This is a genomic window from Fimbriimonadaceae bacterium, assembly GCA_023957775.1.
Classification (GTDB): Bacteria; Armatimonadota; Fimbriimonadia; order Fimbriimonadales; family Fimbriimonadaceae; genus JAMLGR01.
This window is the reverse complement of the sequence record JAMLGR010000024.1, coordinates 1-18,216: the sequence shown is the minus strand read 5'-3', so window position 1 is coordinate 18,216 and position 18,216 is coordinate 1. Positions and strand designations below refer to the sequence as shown.

The 18,216-nt window shown below is 66.2% G+C and carries 14 protein-coding genes; 6 read left to right on the top strand and 8 right to left on the bottom strand.

The window, feature by feature from the left end:
• Positions 1–174 precede the first annotated feature (174 nt).
• Both M9921_15680 and ilvE read right to left on the bottom strand, forming a co-directional pair.
• Entirely contained in the window at positions 175–897 is a 723-nt protein-coding gene (locus tag M9921_15680; GenBank protein ID MCO5298289.1) for a DUF4397 domain-containing protein, read from the bottom strand.
• Between the two features lie 305 nt (positions 898–1,202).
• A complete protein-coding gene (gene ilvE / locus M9921_15675; protein MCO5298288.1) occupies positions 1,203–2,075 on the bottom strand; it encodes a branched-chain-amino-acid transaminase in 873 nt (290 codons plus the stop codon).
• Between the two features lie 256 nt (positions 2,076–2,331).
• Here ilvE and M9921_15670 point away from each other — a divergent pair, with 256 nt between their 5' ends.
• The gene (locus M9921_15670; GenBank protein MCO5298287.1) at positions 2,332–3,723 is read left to right on the top strand and encodes a VanW family protein; all 1,392 of its coding nucleotides are present in this window, start codon (positions 2,332–2,334) and stop codon (positions 3,721–3,723) included.
• Between the two features lie 451 nt (positions 3,724–4,174).
• Here M9921_15670 and M9921_15665 read toward each other — a convergent pair whose 3' ends face one another.
• From M9921_15665 to M9921_15645, 5 genes are all read right to left on the bottom strand, one after another.
• Entirely contained in the window at positions 4,175–6,025 is a 1,851-nt protein-coding gene (locus M9921_15665; GenBank protein ID MCO5298286.1) for a hypothetical protein, read from the bottom strand.
• Between the two features lie 25 nt (positions 6,026–6,050).
• Positions 6,051–6,437 (bottom strand): hypothetical protein, encoded by a 387-nt coding sequence (locus tag M9921_15660; protein ID MCO5298285.1) that lies wholly within the window; start codon positions 6,435–6,437, stop codon positions 6,051–6,053.
• Between the two features lie 83 nt (positions 6,438–6,520).
• Positions 6,521–7,627 carry a hypothetical protein gene (locus M9921_15655; protein MCO5298284.1) on the bottom strand — a complete coding sequence of 369 codons (1,107 nt, stop codon included), beginning with the start codon at positions 7,625–7,627 and terminating at the stop codon, positions 6,521–6,523.
• Positions 7,624–8,529 carry a DUF4129 domain-containing protein gene (locus M9921_15650; GenBank protein MCO5298283.1) on the bottom strand — a complete coding sequence of 302 codons (906 nt, stop codon included), beginning with the start codon at positions 8,527–8,529 and terminating at the stop codon, positions 7,624–7,626. Before M9921_15650 ends, M9921_15655 begins: the two co-directional genes overlap by 4 nt.
• On the bottom strand, positions 8,498–9,532 hold the full coding sequence (locus M9921_15645; protein MCO5298282.1) for a hypothetical protein: 1,035 nt from the start codon (positions 9,530–9,532) through the stop codon (positions 8,498–8,500). Before M9921_15645 ends, M9921_15650 begins: the two co-directional genes overlap by 32 nt.
• Positions 9,533–9,665: 133 nt before the next feature.
• Between M9921_15645 and M9921_15640 the strand changes: the two genes are divergently transcribed.
• Positions 9,666–10,379 (top strand): outer membrane lipoprotein-sorting protein, encoded by a 714-nt coding sequence (locus tag M9921_15640; protein ID MCO5298281.1) that lies wholly within the window; start codon positions 9,666–9,668, stop codon positions 10,377–10,379.
• 61 nt (positions 10,380–10,440) lie between these two features.
• Here the strand turns inward: M9921_15640 and rpmE are convergent, their stop codons facing one another.
• Positions 10,441–10,698 (bottom strand): 50S ribosomal protein L31, encoded by a 258-nt coding sequence (rpmE, locus tag M9921_15635; protein MCO5298280.1) that lies wholly within the window; start codon positions 10,696–10,698, stop codon positions 10,441–10,443.
• Between the two features lie 145 nt (positions 10,699–10,843).
• Here rpmE and ppdK point away from each other — a divergent pair, with 145 nt between their 5' ends.
• The 4 genes from ppdK (at position 10,844) to hrcA (ending at position 18,192) form a co-directional block, all read left to right on the top strand.
• Entirely contained in the window at positions 10,844–13,537 is a 2,694-nt protein-coding gene (ppdK, locus tag M9921_15630) for a pyruvate, phosphate dikinase (protein ID MCO5298279.1), read from the top strand.
• Positions 13,538–13,649: 112 nt separating this feature from the next.
• The gene (locus M9921_15625; GenBank protein MCO5298278.1) at positions 13,650–15,434 is read left to right on the top strand and encodes a DUF2207 domain-containing protein; all 1,785 of its coding nucleotides are present in this window, start codon (positions 13,650–13,652) and stop codon (positions 15,432–15,434) included.
• Positions 15,435–15,571: 137 nt separating this feature from the next.
• A complete protein-coding gene (locus tag M9921_15620; GenBank protein ID MCO5298277.1) occupies positions 15,572–17,035 on the top strand; it encodes a hypothetical protein in 1,464 nt (487 codons plus the stop codon).
• Positions 17,036–17,160: 125 nt separating this feature from the next.
• Positions 17,161–18,192 carry a heat-inducible transcriptional repressor HrcA gene (gene hrcA / locus M9921_15615; protein ID MCO5298276.1) on the top strand — a complete coding sequence of 344 codons (1,032 nt, stop codon included), beginning with the start codon at positions 17,161–17,163 and terminating at the stop codon, positions 18,190–18,192.
• Positions 18,193–18,216: the final 24 nt, after the last annotated feature.

The window sequence follows — 18,216 nt, the reverse complement described above, 5'->3', positions numbered from 1 at the left end:
GCGGGTTGCGGGTTGCGGGTTGCGGTTTGCGGTTTGCGGGTTGCGGGTTGCGGTTTGTGGTTTGCGGTTTGCGGTTTGCGGTTTGCGGGTTGCGGGTTGCGGTTGGCGGTTTGCGGGTTGCGGGTTGCGGTTTGTGGCCCGATTCCCGATTCCCGATTCCCGATTCCCGTCTCCCTACAACTTCGGTTGGATCTCGATCAGCACGATCTTGGGATCCTTCGGAGCGGCCTCGCCTTCGACGCCGGTCACAATCGCGGCGTAGAGTTTGCCGGCTTCTAGGGTGAACGTCCCGCTGGCGAGGACGGCGGTGGTGCCGTTGCGGCGCGCCTCGAACGTCTGCAGCCCGGAGTCCACGGTGATGGCCGAATTGGTCCCGAAGGCCAGGTTCGGCACCTTGAAGAGCGGGTTGTCGCCCGGCGTCTGGAAGTCGATGTTCGGCGTATCGAGTCCAACGGCCCGGCTGTAGGCGTGGACCACGAAGAGGCGTGCTTTGTTGCCGTTGGGAACCGTCCGGTCCAATTCGAAGATGAGCGTGCGGAGGCGCTTCAGGTTCTCGGTGCCGAAGTTCTCGAGGCCCAGCGCGATGGCGAGGTAGCTCTTGTTTTTGGCGAACGTCTGGACCTCGGCCGTCAGTTCGAGGGTGGTGCCGTGCTCGAGGGTCACCACGTCCCGATCGCCGGGGTCGACGCTCACGAAGTCCGGGGTGCTGCCCAGGTAGGCGATGGCCGATGCGATGGTCGTGTCGTCGATCAGCAGATCGAGCGCCACGCTGTCCGGGGACACGTTGATGACCCGGACGAGGGGGTTGGGAAGGGAACCGTTGCCGCCCGAACCGCCACACCCCACGGCCAGGAGGCCGATCACGAAACACACCATCACGCCAATCGCTCGAGTCATATCACACCTGCCCGCCTAAGATACCTTAGCTCCCTTTCCCGCAACGCCTAGTGTGCGCCAAATGGTCGCTGCGAGGGACACGTAACAAAGTGGACACCCCGCCAGCCCGGTTTGTTCGATCGCCGCCGCTTCCCATCCGCACTCGGGGCAAGCGGTCCGTTGGACGCGGGGCCGCCGCAGCGCGTGAAGAAGGGGCACGAGGCGAGGGTCGCGCTCGTGGGCGCACCGCTCGCAGAGCGGCACGGGCTCGCCGTCGAGCGTGGCCCGGAACGAACTGGGGGCGCCGCACAGGCCGCACCCCTCGCTCAAAAAGCGACTCCGCAGTGCGTATGGTCTTTGAACAGCTCCACGATCTCCGCGGTGATCGGGCCCGGCTTCCCGGTGCCGATCGGCGTCTTGTCGAGGGAGACCATCGCGATCACTTCCGTCGCGGTCCCGCAGAAGAACGCCTCGTCGGCGGTGAAGACATCGTAGGGCGTCAGCAGCTCTTCAACGACCTTGTAGCCCGCGCCGCGCGCCAGCTCGATGACCGTGTTCCGGGTAATCCCCTGCAGGATTCCGGACGACGGGTGGGGCGTGCGCAGCGTCTTGCCGTTGGCCAGGAACAGGTTGTTGCCCGTTCCTTCGGCGACGTAGCCCTGGTGGTTGAGCATCAGCCCCTCGTCCGCCCCGGCGCGGTTCGCCAGTTGCTTGGCGAGGATGTTGGACGCGTAGCGGCCGATGCACTTCACGCGCGGATCGAGCGAGTCGGGGGGAATCACGCGGATCGCCGAAGAGGCGACCGACAGGCCCCGCTCGTACACTTCCGGCCCGTAGAGTGCCAGGCTCGAGACCATGATCATCACGTTGGGATGCGCGTCGATCTTGCTCGGATCGAGCCCGAGCCCGGTCCCGCGCGTGACGTTGAGGCGGATGTAGCCGTCGTCGAAACCCGCCTGGCGGCAGACGTCGAGCACCAGCGCGCGCAGCTCGTCGAACCCGATCGACATCTGGTACCCGAGGTAGGCGCACCCATGGTAGAGCCTGCGGAGATGCTCGTCGAGTTTGAAGACCTTGTGATGGTAGATCCGAATCCCTTCGAAGAGGCCGTCGCCGTACAAGTGCGCGTGGTCCGCGACGCTGGTGACGGCAGATTCGAGTGGCGAGAGATTGCCGTTGAGCCAAACAAGTTTCGGCATGGCGAGAGTTTACCGGCAGAGAGATCTCCTCGCGCGCCCAGTCATCTCGAGCGAAGTCGAGGAACCCAGGCTTGTGGTTTGTGGTTTGTGGAGTCGCCGGCGTAGCCTCAGTTTCATCTCCGTCCCAGCCGGTGCCAGCCGAGCCCTTGTTCGGCGTGACCGGGGGCGGCGGAACCCGACTCGCAGGTCCTTCGTCCATAATAGGAAGGAGTTCGGGGCGCGCACGGATTGACGCGTCCCATTCCGAGAATCAAGGATGAAGAAGCTGCTGCTGTTTGCGGGTTTGGTCGGGTTGCTGGGCGCCGTCGGGTTGGCTTTGGCGGCCGCGGGCTACGAGGAGGTCGTGCGACCGAACACCTACGTCGGCGTCGTGCCGGTGGGTGGATTGACGCGCGATGAGGCGGCGCACAAGTTGCGCGTCTGGTGGGAGACGGAGAAGCGCCGCGCGCTCACGCTTCGCAACGACGCGCTCACGCGAACGCCTCCGCCCATGAGGCCGAGCGAGTTGGGCGTCGCGCTGGACGACCAGCAATCGGTAGCGGAACTTCCTTATCAAGATTTCTGGCAGAACGCCGGACAGCGGCTGGGCGCCTCGAACCCCGATCGAACGGTCGTCAACCCGGTGTTCAAGACTCTCGCCGCGGGCTACGACGCCTTGCGCGACTTCATCCGCGACAACGCGGGTCGCCCCAGCCCCGCCACGGTGCGGTACGTCGACGGCCGCATCGAGCGCACGCCGGAGGTCTCCGGCTTTCGACTCGACGAGGCGAAGCTGCCGGAGGCGATCGTCGCCGCGCTCAAGGGCGACGGCACCATCGACGTGCCGCTCATCGAGGCGGACAAGCGCGTGCCGGACGCTGCGCTCGACCAGGTCGTCGAAGTGGTCTCGGAGTTCTCCACCGCCTTTCCCGCGAGCCAGTTCAACCGGAACGAGAACATCCGGCTTGCCGCGGGCCGTCTCGATGGGGTCGTCCTGATGCCCGGCGATTCCGTGAGCTTCAACAGCACGGTGGGCAAGCGCACGCTCGCCGACGGCTTCAAAGAGGCCGGCGTCTACGTCAACGGACGCCACGACACGGGAGTGGGCGGGGGCATCTGCCAGGTCAGCACCACGCTGTACAACGCCGCGCTCTTTGCGAACCTGAAGGTCAAGAACCGCCGCAACCACTCGATGCCGGTGGCCTACGTTCCGATCGGGCGGGACGCAACGGTCGATTACGGGCTGATCGACCTCGTGTTGGAAAACCCCTACGACACGCCCGTGGCCGTGACCTCCGAGTACCAGCGCGGTCGGCTGTTCTTCCGCATCTTGGGCAAGAAGGACCCGAGCCTGGAGATCAAGATCGTGAGCGACGGCCACAAAAGTTGGAGCCTTGGCGAAAAGATCGTCAAGGACCCGAGCGTGCCTCCCGGGAAAGAGGTCGTGATTGAAAAGGGGTCGATGGGGCACAGCGTGAACACGTACCGGATCGTCTACCGGAACGGAGTCGAAGTCGCGCGCGAGCCCCTCGGGAAGAGCTACTACCGAGGCGGCCAGAAGATCATCGCCGTCAATCCCGAGGACGCCGCGCCGCCCGAGGGTGGGGAAGCCCCCACGCCCCCGCCGGCAGATTCCACAGTCGCGCCCGTGGGTTCCCCGGGACGGTAGAGGTCTTGGGCCTTGGGCCCTCGAGTGGTCCTTGGTCCTTCGTCCTTCGTCCTTCGTCCTTGGGCCTTGGGCCCGGTTGGTCCTTCGTCCTTGGTCCTTGGGCCTTGGGGCTTGGGCCTTGGGCCTTGGGGCTTGGGCCTTCGACCCCCCTTTGCGTACATAGCGTTCTTTGCGTGAAACTCCCCCCGCGCCTCTGCGCCTCTGCGTGAACTTCCTGGTCCTTCGTCCTTAGGCCTTGGGCCTTCGACCCCCTTTGCGGCCATGGCGTTCTTTGCGTGAAACCTCCCCCCGCGTCTCTGCGCCTCTGCGTGAACTTCCTGGTCCTTCGTCCTTAGGCCTTGGGCCTTGGGCCTTGGGCCTTCGACCCCCCTTTGCGGCCATGGCGTTCTTTGCGTGAAACTCCCCCCGCGCCTCTGCGCCTCTGCGTGCAACTCCCCCCTCCGCGCCCTCCCTAGCGGACGTCGATGAGCCGGAATTGCGTGCCGTCCAGGATCACTTTGCCCAACGGCCGGAGGTCCGCCAGGGGCAGCATCGGGAACGCCTCGGGCACCGGCGCGACGACGAACTGCGCACCTGTCTCGCGAAGGAGCGCGGCGCGGGTGGCGTTGTCCGTGCGGGCGAGGAAGAACTGGGTCAGGGCGTTGCGCCGCTCCGCGTAGTTCGGTGTCTCGCTCCAGTGGCCCGCGTACGCGTAAGTGCCGGCAAAACCGCTCAGGATGGGGTTGAGATCCGGCATGTACGGCGTTCCGAACTCGTCGGGCAGGGGGTCGCCGGCCTCGTCGGCGAGGGGGGACGGAATGCCTGGCATCGCGAGCACGACCACCCGCTCGTCGGGCACCTGGTTCAGGGCGTCGAGGACTGTCTGCACGTCCGAGCCCACGTAGACGGGGTGGACCGTGGTGTTGGCGACGTTGTTCCGGATGAACCAGAACTGCCGGGCGACCCACATGACCGAGCTGGCGCTCAGGAGCAGGATCGCGAGCACGCCGCCGACCTGGCGCTTGCCCGATTCGGTGCGGGCCAGGATGGGAGCGAGGCCCATGACGGCGAGGATCGCCCAGGGGATGCCAAGGCCCATCGCGAGCTTGCGTTGGAAGAGGGCCGGGAAGTAGGGAGCGAGGGTTCCGACGAACGCCCAGGCGACGAGCAGGTTCCAGGCCGGCAGCGGGCGCGACACCAGGGCGAGCACCGCCAGACAGGCGGCGAACGCCAGACCCCAGGCCACCGGGCCCATCCAGTAGCCCCCCTCGTGGGCAGAGGCACCGACGAACCCGGCCACACCCATCCCCACCGCCAAACCCGTGCCCAGCGTGACCCTTTTGCGGGACACCGGGTCGTCGTTCCGAGCAAGCCAGAGGCCGACGAGCGCGAGCACGACCAGGCCGGCAAGTCCAAAGACCATTCCCCGGAAGTTGGGGGAGAACGTCGGCGTCGCCGCTCGCGCCTGAAAGACGGGGTCGTTGCTCAGCACGTGGAGGAACCAAAGCGCGGCCGGCAGGGCACCTGCGCCGATGCAGGCCGCCCGAAGCATCCAAGCGGGCGTTGCGGTCTTTTGGGCGACCGCCGTTGCGAGGAAACCGACCATCACGAGCGCGACCAGGAGCGCGTCGTAGCTGTGGATGTTCATCAGGGCGCCGAACGCCAGCGCGCCGGGAAGGACGGGCCGCCACGAGTCCTGCGCGTCCAACATCGCGTTGAACGTGGCGAGAATCAGGCAGAGGGCCGCCACGAACAGGCCGGACGTCAGCATCGACGACAGCCCGAATGCCTCGGGTTGCCAAACGTCGATCGGCAGCCGGCCGAGCATCAACGATCGCAGGAGAGGCGGCGTCGCGCGGACGATCTCCGTGCCGAACGTGTGCCACACGGTGAACCCGAGTCCTGCGCCAATCACCGCGAGGACCGGCCCGGTACGGGCGATGAATCCGTTGCGTCCCGCGATGCGCCACACAAAACCGCAAAGCATCCACACGAACGTGCCGGACAGGACGAAGCGGGCGAGAGCGGCCGCCAACGGAATGCCCGTGACCTTGGCGATCCAGCCCAGGGCCAGGAAGTAGAGGTGGAACGTCAGCCGGGGCTGCGGATCGACGGTGAAGCGATTGTCGAACAGGAGCTGACCGTCCATCGACTGGTGCGTCCACGCCGCGTAGACCATGTGGTCGTCGGTGTTGTACTGGGTGCCCAGATACAGCGACCCGGGCGGTGCCGCGATCGCCGCGTAGAGGTTCGGGAGCACGCTCGCAACGGCACAGACGAGCGCCAGCCACAGGCGAAACCGACGCTCAGCGCTCGAATCCAAAGTGGGGTTGCCTCATGCCTTCTGCCTACAAAGGGGGAATCGGCCGGCCCATCGACCGATAGATATCCTCAATGGTCTTGACCCACTTCTTCGAGTCCTTGTCCGTCGGCGCAACCTTCTGCGATTCGCGGTAAAGCTTGAGGGCGCGCGGATACTTGTCCTTGGGCGGGATCGACGCGGCGGTCATCACCGCATAAGCATAGGCGTTCGTCGCCTTGACGTAGCCGGCGCGTTTGTTTGGATCTTTGGGGGCCTTTGCGGACGCCGCCTTGGCGGAGCGGTAGCTCCTTTCGAGGGCCGCGATCTTGGTCTGCTCGGCCTTCTTCTCCTTCTCGGACATGAACTGCGCCGACGCCGCCCCGACGAGGGTGAGGCAGGACAAGATGACGGCAAGCATTCGTAACCCTTTCACGCACACCACTATAGCGCGAGGCGTGAACGAAAGTGTCGCCACACACCCGCACGCCTCACGCCCCCCGCCTCACGCCTCACGCCTCACGCCTCACGCCTCACGCCCCCCGCCTTCAACGCCCGCTCCAGTTCGCGATCGAGCGCGCGGACAAGTTCGAGCGCTTGGCGCGTGGGGGGGCGAAGGGACGCGGCGTGCTCGACCGCGGCCAGGGCGTCCGCGAGGGCGGTTGGCACCGCGCGGTTCCGGGCGTCTTTCGGCGCGTCCCGCGGCAGTTTGAAATGGGCTCGGATGCGCACGTCCGCGCTCGACGCGGCGGCCTCCAACGCCAAGGGCGTCGCTCCCGAGCGATCGTAGATCTGCCCGATCCCATCCACCAGTTCGCGGGCGCCCTTCTGCCGCGTCCGCACGCTCTCGGGAAGGCCGAAGCGCTTGCCCAGCGTCCACACGATCACGACGAAGAGCAGCGTGGCCTGCCACCCGGCGGCGTCCGCCCAGGGACCGATCAACGCGAGCAGGCCCTGCTCGTGGCCGTTGCCGAAGCTTGCCTCCACGAAGACGAGGCTCGCGCCGCGCGGCGCGAGCCACTGCACGAAGTTGACGAGGAGCGCGGCGTTGTCCCGCTGATCGAGGAACCGATTGGTGGCGACGAGGCCGTCGGCCAGCGTCCCCGTGACCCCATCGTCGAACCGCACAAGCTCCGCGGCGCTCATGTTTTCGTCGTACCACACGACCCAGCCGTCGGACTGCGGAAGGGCCACCTTGGAGTCGGCCAGGTCGAAGTGGTCGGTCAGCGGCGTCGTCTCCAGACTGTCGCCCGCGTCGTTGATCCAGTTGGTCGCGCCCTCCGCGGCTCGGGACGCGTCGTCGAACCGGCTGGCAAGCGGCAGCAGCAGGGCGCGTCCTCCGGCGGCCACGTGCTCCTGGATGAACGATCCCGAGGGGATGTTCGCGACGAGCGGGAAGATCCCGATCTCGTCCTGGCGCAGACGCGGCCTCGCCGATCGGTCGATCCGCACGCGGTAGCCTTCGCGCTGAAGCAGTTCGACGAAGCCTGCCATTCCGCTCGGCGCCCGAGAGTCGGCGGAAGGAAACGTCTCGGCTTCGGACGAGCTGAGGGCGATGGCCAGCCAACCCAGGAGGAGCAGGCCGCCCAGGACCCAAAGAAAAGCGGGCAGCGACCCGCGTCTCAAGCCGGCACCGCCGAAAGGGTTTGGGTCAGTTGTTGGTACCAAGCGCGAAATTCGTCGAAATCCTCTCGGCCGCGCACGTGGTGGCCGTACCAGATCCGATCGAATTGGCCGGTGGCCCGCCGGAACTCCACGCCTTGGGGAAGTTTGGGGCTGCTCTCGATGCGCGCGAGGTGCTCCCAGTTGGTCTCGTGCCGGCGAAATCGGGCGATGCCGTGTTCGTCGGCCCGAAGGAGGCACGCGAGGTAGAGGCACCGGATCGCCTCGCGGAATCGGCCTTCGGCCCCCAAGGCGTCGGCCTGGGCCAGCCACTCGTCGGGCGAGCGCAGCGGCTCGTCGTCGTCGAGGAGCGTGCTGGCTGTCCGGCGAAGCCTGCGCCTCCAGCGAAAGTGCGAGATGGCGAAAAGAACGAACGCGGCAAGACCCACGAACAGGAGGCCTTCGACCAGACGCACGACCCACCCGCCCAGACCGGGCGGGAGGGCCAGGTCCGTGCGGTTCGGGTTCGCTTCCGGTTTGCTCTGGAAGCGCTCCATGAGCCGGCTGAACCAGTTGCTCGATTTGCGGAGACCCGCGTCCCGGTAGCCCTGCCCGGATTTGATGGAATGCGCGGCCGCACGCAGCTTGTCGGCGGAGCCGGACGCATCCGTGGGGCCCGAACGCAGCTCCAGCGCCTTGCGCAACTCCTCGGTGGTCGCTGGGTTCCCGTCGCGAAGGTACTGGCCGAGCGCCTTCTCGAGAACGGGGTCGTCTCCGATGTCGGGAAGGAGCGCCTCCATACCGTGGGTCGCGCGCTTGGCATCGCCCGACTCGAGCGCCTCGAGGGCGTCGGAGTACTGGCTGCCCGCGGCCAGGGCCGCGAGCAGGAGGAGGCTAAAGCTGAAAGCGAGTCTCGGGCTGGGCACGCCAAATCTCCTGCGCAAGCGCGTCGATATCGTATCCTTCCAGGCGAATCCGCCGCTCGTAGAAGAGAAGCGTCGAGGTCGTACACCACACCGGAATCGCGACCCAGATGAGGGCGAACCACGGGAGCAGCGAGACCGCCGAATCCAGTAGCTCCGCCACGAAACCCAATGGTCTGGCCATCTCGATCCAGTCGTGGATTCCCAGGAGATAGACCGAAAGGCTGAGCCCGCCAAGGATCACCAGGGTCACCATCCCGAGGACGGCCCAGAGCATGTGCATCGTGTCGTAGCCCGAGGGCCTTCCGCCCATCAGGGCCAGGCTGCGTCGGCACGCCTGGCCCGCACCGAGGCGCTCGAGCACCACCGCGGGGACCGCGAGGGAGTAGCGGGAGAGCCCCCAGAGCATCCCTCCGATGGCCGGGATCAGGGCGAAGAAGGCGAGTCCGACGACGACCGGCAGCCAGAGGCTCTGCGAGCGGGTCGTGGCATCGATCAACGCAGCTCCCCCGATGGCGACGCCGCACAGGACCACTCCCGACGCCGAAAACGCGCCGACGCGCAGGGCGACCCACATCAAGGGGACGACCGACTCCCTTGCCCGGGCGCGCGCGGCGGCGGGATTCGGCGTGTTGCCGGCCATGAAATCGGACGTGAGGAGGGTGACGGTCGCGGACGCGGCGGCCAAGGCTCCCACCACGAGCGGCACCGCGACGAGGATCGCCAAGCCGAGCGCCGCGGCCAACTCCGCCAGTTGGGCGGTCACGCTTTCGGGATGGTTGGTGGTCGTGAAGGCCGGCACGACGTTGAACCACACGAAGATCGCCGCGGCCAGCGCGAGGAGTGCGGGCACCACGGTGTGTTTGAGGAACGTCCACCCCATCTGCTGGTACACGCGCAGCGAGAGGTCGAGAATCTCGGAGGCGCGCATCGGCCGCAGGCGCGTCGCGCGTCCCAACCTCTCGGAACGTCTCGCGATGAAGGTTGCGATCTTGTCGGTCGCCACGTCGCAGGATTCTATCTGAGGAACCCCCGTTAGTGGATGGCGGTCGGGTTCCGCGGCACAAGTGAAACGACCGGGTGGGTTGAGACGTTTGCCAAAAGGAGCGGCCGCGGCCGCAAGGAGAACTCAGAAAATCGTGTTTGGAACCGCCATCGCCTTCTTGACCCTCGCCGCGCCGGTGCAGGCGCCGAGCCTCGACGATATCTTGGCTCCCGGGTTCGAGGACGCAACCTTCACCGCCCGGGTCTCGACCGCGAACCAGAGGGAGCTGGGCAAAATCAATAAGGATTTCGCCAACTCGTACCGGTTCAACTCGACCAAGGTGTTCGTGAAGGAGCCGTTCATGCTGCGGCTCGAGGCGACCGTGGACGACACCGACATCCTCTTCATCCTCAACGGCACGACGAGGATCGTCCGGGTCCCGCGAGCCAAGATCTCCCAGCGGGAGAACCTCGCCAAGGCCCCTGGAAAGCGCCAGACCCTTCTCGATTTCGGCCTGTTGACACGCTCGATGTTCAACGGGCTGTTCGAGGCGAAGTACGTGCGCACCGATCGCGCGACGGGCGACTACGTGTTCGACATCACCTATCTCAAGGCGTTCGACGACACGAGCCGGAGCCGGGTTTGGGTGGATCCGGACAAGCGATACATCACGAAGCGGGAGTGGTACAGCCAGCCGGGGCGGCAGCTCGCCACCTTCTTTTATGACAATCCGATCCGGCAGGGCTCCACGTGGTTCCCCACGAAGCTCACCGTGAAGAACGTGGACAACCGGGTGGCGGGGGTCACGGATTACGTGGGCGTGAAGTTGAACGGCGGACTCAACGACAGCCTGTTCAGCGTCAAATAAGACCCTTCCGGGCACAAAAAAACGGCCGCGGAGCGCTTCCGCGGCCGTTCTTGTTTTTGGGCTACTTCTTCTTCTGGTCGGCCATCTGCTGCCCGTATCGGCGCATGAACTTCTCGACCCGGCCCGCCGTGTCGACGAGCTTCTTCTGGCCCGTGTAGAAGGGGTGGCTGAACGCGCTGATCTCGACGGGCACCACATAGTGCTCGATCCCGTCGATCATCCGGGTCTCGCCAGTCTTAATGGTGGAGATGCCCGTCCATTCGTGTTCGCCGTCGATATAGACGACGGGGTAGACATTGGGGTGGATTTCGGTTTTCATCGCAGACTCGAAGGTGCATTATGGCACAGTGCGTGGCTCGATCGGCAACGCGTTGTCCGAAAGGTAGACTGAACAGAACCGTCGCCCCCTGCGCCAGCGTTGCCGTACGGAGAGGCCTCGCCTTTCAAAGGAGACCTTCGATTCGATGAGCAACAAACGCCTTTACCTGTTTCGAGACGGCAACGCCGGCATGCGCGAGCTGCTGGGAGGCAAGGGAGCCAACCTTGCCGAGATGTCCAACATCGGACTCCCGGTTCCGCCAGGATTCACCATCACCACGGAGGTCTGCACCGAGTACTACGCGTCCGGAGGCCGGTTGCCCGACGGCTTGATGGACGAGGTCCGGACCGCCGTCGCGGACGTCGAGAAGGATCTGGGCAAGAAGTTCGGCGATCCCTCCAATCCGCTGTTGGTGTCCGTCCGATCGGGGGCGATGTTCTCGATGCCCGGCATGATGGACACGATCCTGAACCTCGGGCTCAACAAGGAGACGCTCAAGGGTCTGATCGACCAGAGCGGGAGCGAGCGGTTCGCGCTCGATGCGAACCGGCGCTTCATCATGATGTTCTCCGACGTGGTGTTGGGAGTGGAGAAGGAGCGGTTCGCCGAGCTGTTCGACGCCTACAAGAAGCAGAAGGGCGTGACCCTCGATACGGACATGGACGCGGAAGATCTGCGCCAGGTGTGCAACGCGTTCCTCGCCCTGGTGCTCACGGAGACCGGCGAGGCGTTCCCCAAGGACCCGTGGAAGCAGCTCGAGCTGGCGATCGAAGCCGTGTTCAAGAGCTGGCACACCGATCGGGCGGTGACCTACCGCCGCAAGGAGAAGATCTCCGACGCGATCGGCACAGCGGTGAACGTGCAGGCCATGGTGTTCGGGAACCTGGGCAACGACTGCGGCACCGGCGTCGCCTTCACGCGCGATCCCTCCACCGGCGAGGACGTGTTGTACGGCGAGTACCTGATGAACGCGCAGGGCGAGGACGTGGTCGCGGGCGTACGGACTCCGGTGCCGATCAGCGAGCTTCGAAGCCAAAACCCGGCCATCTACGACGAGTTCTCGGCGATCGGCACCCGCCTCGAAGAGCACTACAAGGACATGATGGACCTCGAGTTCACGATCGAGCGGGGGCGCCTGTTCATGCTCCAGTGCCGCGTCGGCAAGCGCACCGGCCCGGCCGCCGTGCGCATGGCCGTCGAGATGGTTGAAAAGGGCCTCATCACGAAGGAGGTCGCGATCCAACGCGTGTCGGCGGCGCACCTCGACCAGTTGCTGCACCCGAGGATCGACGAGACGTACGCCTCGGACCGCAAGATCCACGCGGTCGCCAAAGGTTTGGCCGCGTCGCCGGGCGCCGCGATCGGCAAGGCCGTGTTCGACGCGAACACCGCCGAGCGTTGGCACGCCCAGGGGGAGAAGGTCATCCTCGTTCGCGACGAGACCAACCCCGACGACGTGCACGGCATGCTGGCCTCCCAAGGCATCCTCACCGCGCGCGGAGGGAAGACCTCGCACGCGGCGGTGGTGGCGCGCGGGTTCGGCATCCCCTGTGTGGCGGGTTGCGAGATGATCGACGTCGACGAGCACGAACGGTGCTTCCGAGTCGCTTCGACGACGATCCACGAAGGAGATGTGATCACGGTCGACGGGTCGAGCGGCGCGGTGTACGCCACCGAGCTGGCGCTGATCCCACCCGACGTGAGCGGCCACTTCGGCACCTTGATGGAGTGGTGCGACCAGTTCCGGAAACTGCGCGTGCGGACCAACGCGGACAACCCGCGCGATTCGCAGCAGGCGATCGATTTCGGGGCGGAGGGCATCGGCCTTTGCCGCACCGAGCACATGTTCTTCGAATCCGACCGGCTGCCGATCGTGCGCGACATGATCCTGGCGGACAACGAGGAGCATCGGAGCGCCGCCCTGCAGAAGCTGCTGGCCGTTCAGCAGTCCGACTTCGAGGGCATTTTCGACGTGATGGAGGGGCGGCCGGTCACGATCCGCCTCATCGATCCGCCCCTGCACGAGTTCCTTCCCAGCCACGAGGAGCTTCTCGTGGCCGTGACCGAGCTTCGCATCGCGGTCAAGACGCTCGGAGGCGACGCGCTCAAAGAGCTGCTCGCCGCGAAGGAGGCGATGCTCGACACGGTCGAGGGCATGCGGGAGTCCAACCCGATGCTCGGCCTGCGCGGCGTGCGCCTGTCGATCGTGTTTCCCGGCATCGTCGAGATGCAGACCCGCGCGATCCTCCAAGCCGCGGCGAAGGTCATGCGCAGCGGGAAGAAGGTCGAGCCCGAGATCATGATCCCGCTGATCTCGCACGTGAACGAGCTCAAAGTCGTGCGCGAGCAGCTCGAGCGGGTGGCGAAGAAAGTGGTCGAGGAGCAGGGCGTGGACATCCCGTACATGTTCGGCACCATGATCGAGATTCCGCGCGCGGCGCTGACGGCCGGCGAGATCGCCGAGTACGCGGAGTTCTTCAGCTTCGGCACGAACGACCTCACGCAGACGGGATTCGGGTTCAGCCGCGATGATGCGGAAGGAAAGTTCCTGCAGCAGTACGTCGAGAAGAAGATCCTGCCGGTCAACCCGTTCGAGACGCTCGACCAGATCGGCATCGGCCGTTTGATGCGCATGGCGGTCGAGGAGGGTCGCGCGGTGAACTCGAAGCTCAAGTGCGGCATCTGCGGCGAGCATGGCGGCGATCCCGAATCGATCGGGTTCTGCCACCAGCTTGGACTCGATTACGTGAGCTGCTCTCCGTTCCGCGTGCCGATCGCCCGCCTCTCCGCGGCGCAAGCCGCCCTGCGGGAGCGGGTGAGCGTCTCCGTCGATAAGTAGGGGGGGACGGGAATCGGGAATCGGGAGTCGGGAATCGGGAGTCGGGAGTCGGGAATCGGGAGTCGGGCCTCCCTGGTGCATCGAAAGGTGTGCTTGGGAGGTCTTTTGATTGATGAGACGATCCCTTGCGCTTTTTGTGCTCCTTCTTGCCTCACGCCTGGTGATGGCGCAGGGGTACGTTATCGACTCGTTCGACGTGCTGGTCACCCTCCACACCGATTCGACGATGCACGTGCGGGAGACGCTCAAGGTCACCTTCAACGAGGCTCGGCACGGCATCTATCGGTTCATTCCCGTCTCCTACGAGAACGGGCGGGGCGTCAACCGGAACATGTGGATCACCGGCGTGGACGTCACCGACGGTGGCGGCAAGTCGATGACGACTCTGGTCGAGCACGAGGGCCCCAACCTGCGCATCCGCATCGGCGACAAGGACGTGTTGCTCGACCCCGGGTCGCAGGTCACGTACGTGATCGACTACGACGTTCGCGGCGCCTTGAACTGGTTCGATTCCAAGGAGTGGGCCCCCGAGGCCGAGATGTACTGGAACCTCACCGGCAACGAGTGGGACACCCAGATCCGATCGACGCACTTCCGGGTGGAGTTTCCGCCGATCGGGGCGGGCCAGCGCGTTCGCGCCCGGCTCTATGGAGGCCCCTACGGGTCGCGGGAGTTCCTCGAGGTGGGCCAGGCTGGAGGCTCCGATGTGCAAGGCGGGACCGGCACGCACATCAGCCTGTCGAAAGGCTCGGTGGAGGGCGATCGCGCCGCTCCTTTGAACCCGGGTGAGGGGCTCACCCTCGTCCTGGGGGTGCCCTCGGCGCTGATTCCGCCGCCGACGCCTCTCCAGGCGGCGCTCTTGGTGTTGTGGGCCAACTTTGGATTCGCGATTCCGATCTTGGTGTTGGGCGGGGCGGTCGTCGCCTACTGGGTTTACGGGAGGGATCCTGCCGGAGGACCGCGCGTGGTGCAGTTCGAGCCGCCGGACAACCTCTCCGGCCCCGAGGCCGGCACGCTGATGGACGAGCGCGTCGACCAACGCGACTTGGCTGCGGGGTTCATCGGCTTGGCGGTGAAGGGGTACCTCGAGGTCTTTCCGAAAGAGGTGGGTCTGCTCTTCAAGAGGCGCTCGGCCGAGTTGGAGGTCACCGACAAGGCGCCCGCGGCAACGCTCTCTTTGATGGAGTCGAAGCTGTTGACCCGCTTGAGGTCGATCGGGGGTCGCATCACGGACTCCGACCTGCGCACGTCGGTGGCGCCCTACATCCAGTCGTTCCAGGACGCCCTGTACGACTCTTTGGTGGCGCGCGGGTACTACCTGATGTCCCCGAAGAAGGCGCGCACGGTTTGGACCGCGGTCGGCATCGCGGCCTCGGTGGGCCTGGGGGTCGTCACGGCCTGGGCCAACCCGGTGGGCGCGGTCCTTCCCTCGTTCGTCGGTGGGGCGGCCGGCGTTCTGATCGTGCTCCTGTTTCAGGGTTCGATGCCGCGCCGCACCCCGCAGGGTTCGCGCACGCGGATGGGAGTGCTCGGGTTCGAGGAGTTCATCCGTCGCGCGCGGGGGAAGGAGTTGGACTGGATGTCCCAGAAGCATCCCGACGCGTCGCTCTTCGAGGAGTACCTGCCCCACGCGGTGGCCTTCGGGCTCACGAAGGAGTGGGCCGAAGCGTTCGAGGGCATCGTCGTCGCGCCTCCCACTTGGTATCACGGATCGTACGACGGCTCCTTCCACCTGTACTCCTTCGGATCCGACTTCGATTCGATCACCCGCGCCGTGACCACGTCGGCCAGCACGCCCCCGCGTTCGTCCGGCAGTTCCGGAGGGTTCTCCGGCTTCTCGGGAGGAGGCGGATTCTCGGGCGGCGGAGGCGGAGGCGGTGGCGGGGGCAGCTGGTAGCGGGCGGCGTGGTTTGTGGTTTGTGGTTTGTGGTTTGTGGTTTGTGGGGGAGAGGGGCCCGTCTCCCGATTCCCGATTCCCGTCTCCCGATTCCCGTCTCCCGATTCCCGTCCCCCAATTTGAGTAGCATCAGCGTTATGCTGCGTTGGACCTACCTGTTCTTGGGCCTGCTCGCTTCCGGCGCGTGGGGTGCGGAGACGACCTTCACGCCTTTGCCTGCGGAGGGCAAGGCGCGCGTCACGATCACGATCGGGGCGCCGAGCAACGCGTTCCACATGCCCGCTTGGGCGCCGGGCGATTACGAGCTGCTGAACTACGGCAAGTTCCTGGAGCAGGTCGAGTTTCGGAGGGAGGGGAAGGTCGTGCCTGCCACGCAGTCGGCTTCCGACCCCAACACGTGGCGCATCGAGGGCGGCGCGGATGCGGTGAGCTACGTGGTGAACCCCTCGAGGGGCAACTTCAGCGTGAACCTGCGCGTGAAGGCCGACGAGACGTTCGTGAGTCCGCCGGGCGTCATCGGCTGGTTCGAGGGACACGCGTTGGAGAAGCAGGGATTGAGCCTCGACCTCGTTCCGCCGAATGCGCGCGTGTTCAGCACGTTGGACCACGCCGCCGATCCCGCGGCGGGGACCGAACGGCTTGAGGCTCCCAACTACGACGAGCTGATCGATGCTCCGTTCGTGATGGGCACGAACGTGCGGTCGCAGGAGTTCTCCGTTCGGGGCAAGCCGCACTTCATCGTGGCGTTCGGCAACAGCGAAGGGGCGGATCTTACCGGCTTCGCGTCAAACGGGGCGGCGGTGGCCGAGCAGGCCGCGCGGTTGTTCGGCGAACTGCCCTATCCGCGCTACATCTTCTTTCTCGACTTCGGGGGCGGGGGCGGCGGCCTCGAGCATCTGAACAGCACGCGCATCGGGCTGGGTTCGCGAGCGAGCGCGCGGGGGGCGGTGGGCATCATGTTCCACGAGTACTTCCACGCGTTCAACGTGAAGCGCATCCGCCCCAAACCGTTGGGCCCGTTCGACTACACACGCCCCGCGGTCACGGGCGCGCTCTGGTGGTTGGAGGGCGTGACCGACTACTACGCCGACCTTCTGGAGGCCCGGGCCGGGCTCACCAACCGGCAGGGATTGCTCGCGTCGCTGGGCTCCCAGGCCGCATCGATCGACCGCCATCCGGCACGCGACATGGTGAGTGCGGACGCGTCGAGCCGGCGCGTTTGGGAGGTGCGGGGCAGCCAGGGTTACGGCTTCAGCTACTACGCGAAGGGGAAGGCGATCGGCCTTTGCCTCGATTTGGCGATTCGCGGCTCGAGCGGGGGCGAGCACTCCCTCGACGACGTGATCCGGGCCTTGTACGGGGAGACGACGGGCGGCAAACCCGGGTTCGACGAGGGTCGGATTCGCGCCCTGTGCGTCCAGTACGGCGGGCCGGCGCTGGGCCCGATCTACGACCGCGCCGTGATGGAGCCGGGCCCGCTGCCCCTCGCCGACTGCGCGGCGCTCGCCGGAATGCGATGGCAAGACGGTCGTCTGACCGACGATCCCGCCGCCACCGCCGACCGGAGGGCGATCGGCGCCGGGTGGCCTGGCGAGAGTTAGTTGTGGGCCCTGGGCCTTGGGCCTTGGGCCTTCGTCCTTGGGGCACCCCCCCTTTGCGTCCTTTGCGTTCATTGCGCGAACAAGGACGAAGGACCAACAACCCGAACCCGTGTAGACTCTAGCCGATGGACGATCTCGACGCACGCAAACAACGGTTGCTGCGCGCGGTGATCGTGGAGTACGTGAGCGCCGCCGAGCCGGTCGGCAGCGAGATTCTCGTTCAGAAATACGATTTGGGCGTGCGCTCGGCGACGGTTCGGAACGAGCTGGCGGAGATGGCGGAGATGGGGTATCTCGAGCAGCCCCACACCAGCGCGGGACGCATCCCCAGCGATCGCGGCTACCGGTACTTCGTCGATCGGCTGATCGTCGAGCGCGAGCCCGAGCTGGCCACCAAGCGCCGCGTGCGGGACGTGGCGCAGGAGGGCGAACTCCTCCAGAGTCTGCTGCGCGATTCGGCTCGCCTGCTGAGCCGCCTGACGCACCTGATGAGCGCGGCGGCGATCATCCGCGACGCGGGTCTGACCGTACGCAGCGCCGTGGTGAGCGCGCTGGGCCCCACGCAGGGCCTGCTCGTCGTCGTACTGAGCAACGGGCACGTCGAGAGCCGGATGATCGAGTGTCCGCCCGGGCTGACGCTGCAGGACATCGGGATGGCGAACGAGCAGTTGACGACGGGGGCGTGCGGGAGCACGCTTCGGCAGTTGGCGCGCTCCAAGCCGCCGGCGGTGCAGGACGCCCCCGGCGCGCAGCGTCTGCTGGTCACCGTATGGGCCTCGTTGCGGAGCCTGGCGGGGGACCTGACGCGGGGAACGTTGATCACGGAGGGCGAGGAGTTCATGTTCGGCCAGCCCGAGTTTCAACGCGACGCCGCGGCGTTCTCGGACCTATTGGATGCGTTGAAAGAGTCGGACCTGCTGTACGAGGCGATCGCACGGCCGACGGACCAGCACCGAGCGGTGACGATCGGAAAGGAGAACCCGAACGCGCAGATGCACCAGTTCAGCGTGATCCGGCAGAACCTGTTCGCGGGCGACACGCTCGCTGGAACGATTGCCGTCGTAGGCCCCACCCGCATGGCCTACGACGCGAGCATCCCGCTGCTCAACTACACGGCCCAGGCGCTGACCGAAACGCTCACGCGGTTCCTGGGGTAGGGAGGGCGCGGGGGGGGGGGGGCG

Excerpts from the sequence above, each read along its gene's own strand:
- M9921_15670 (MCO5298287.1), top strand. The coding sequence starts at position 2,332 with ATGAAGAAGCTGCTGCTGTTTGCGGGTTTGGTCGGGTTGCTGGGCGCC.
- ppdK (MCO5298279.1), top strand. The coding sequence starts at position 10,844 with ATGAGCAACAAACGCCTTTACCTGTTTCGAGACGGCAACGCCGGCATG.
- hrcA (MCO5298276.1), top strand. The coding sequence starts at position 17,161 with ATGGACGATCTCGACGCACGCAAACAACGGTTGCTGCGCGCGGTGATC.
- M9921_15625 (MCO5298278.1), top strand. The coding sequence starts at position 13,650 with ATGAGACGATCCCTTGCGCTTTTTGTGCTCCTTCTTGCCTCACGCCTG.
- ilvE (MCO5298288.1), bottom strand. The coding sequence starts at position 2,075 with ATGCCGAAACTTGTTTGGCTCAACGGCAATCTCTCGCCACTCGAATCT.
- M9921_15620 (MCO5298277.1), top strand. The coding sequence starts at position 15,572 with ATGCTGCGTTGGACCTACCTGTTCTTGGGCCTGCTCGCTTCCGGCGCG.
- rpmE (MCO5298280.1), bottom strand. The coding sequence starts at position 10,698 with ATGAAAACCGAAATCCACCCCAATGTCTACCCCGTCGTCTATATCGAC.
- M9921_15680 (MCO5298289.1), bottom strand. The coding sequence starts at position 897 with ATGACTCGAGCGATTGGCGTGATGGTGTGTTTCGTGATCGGCCTCCTG.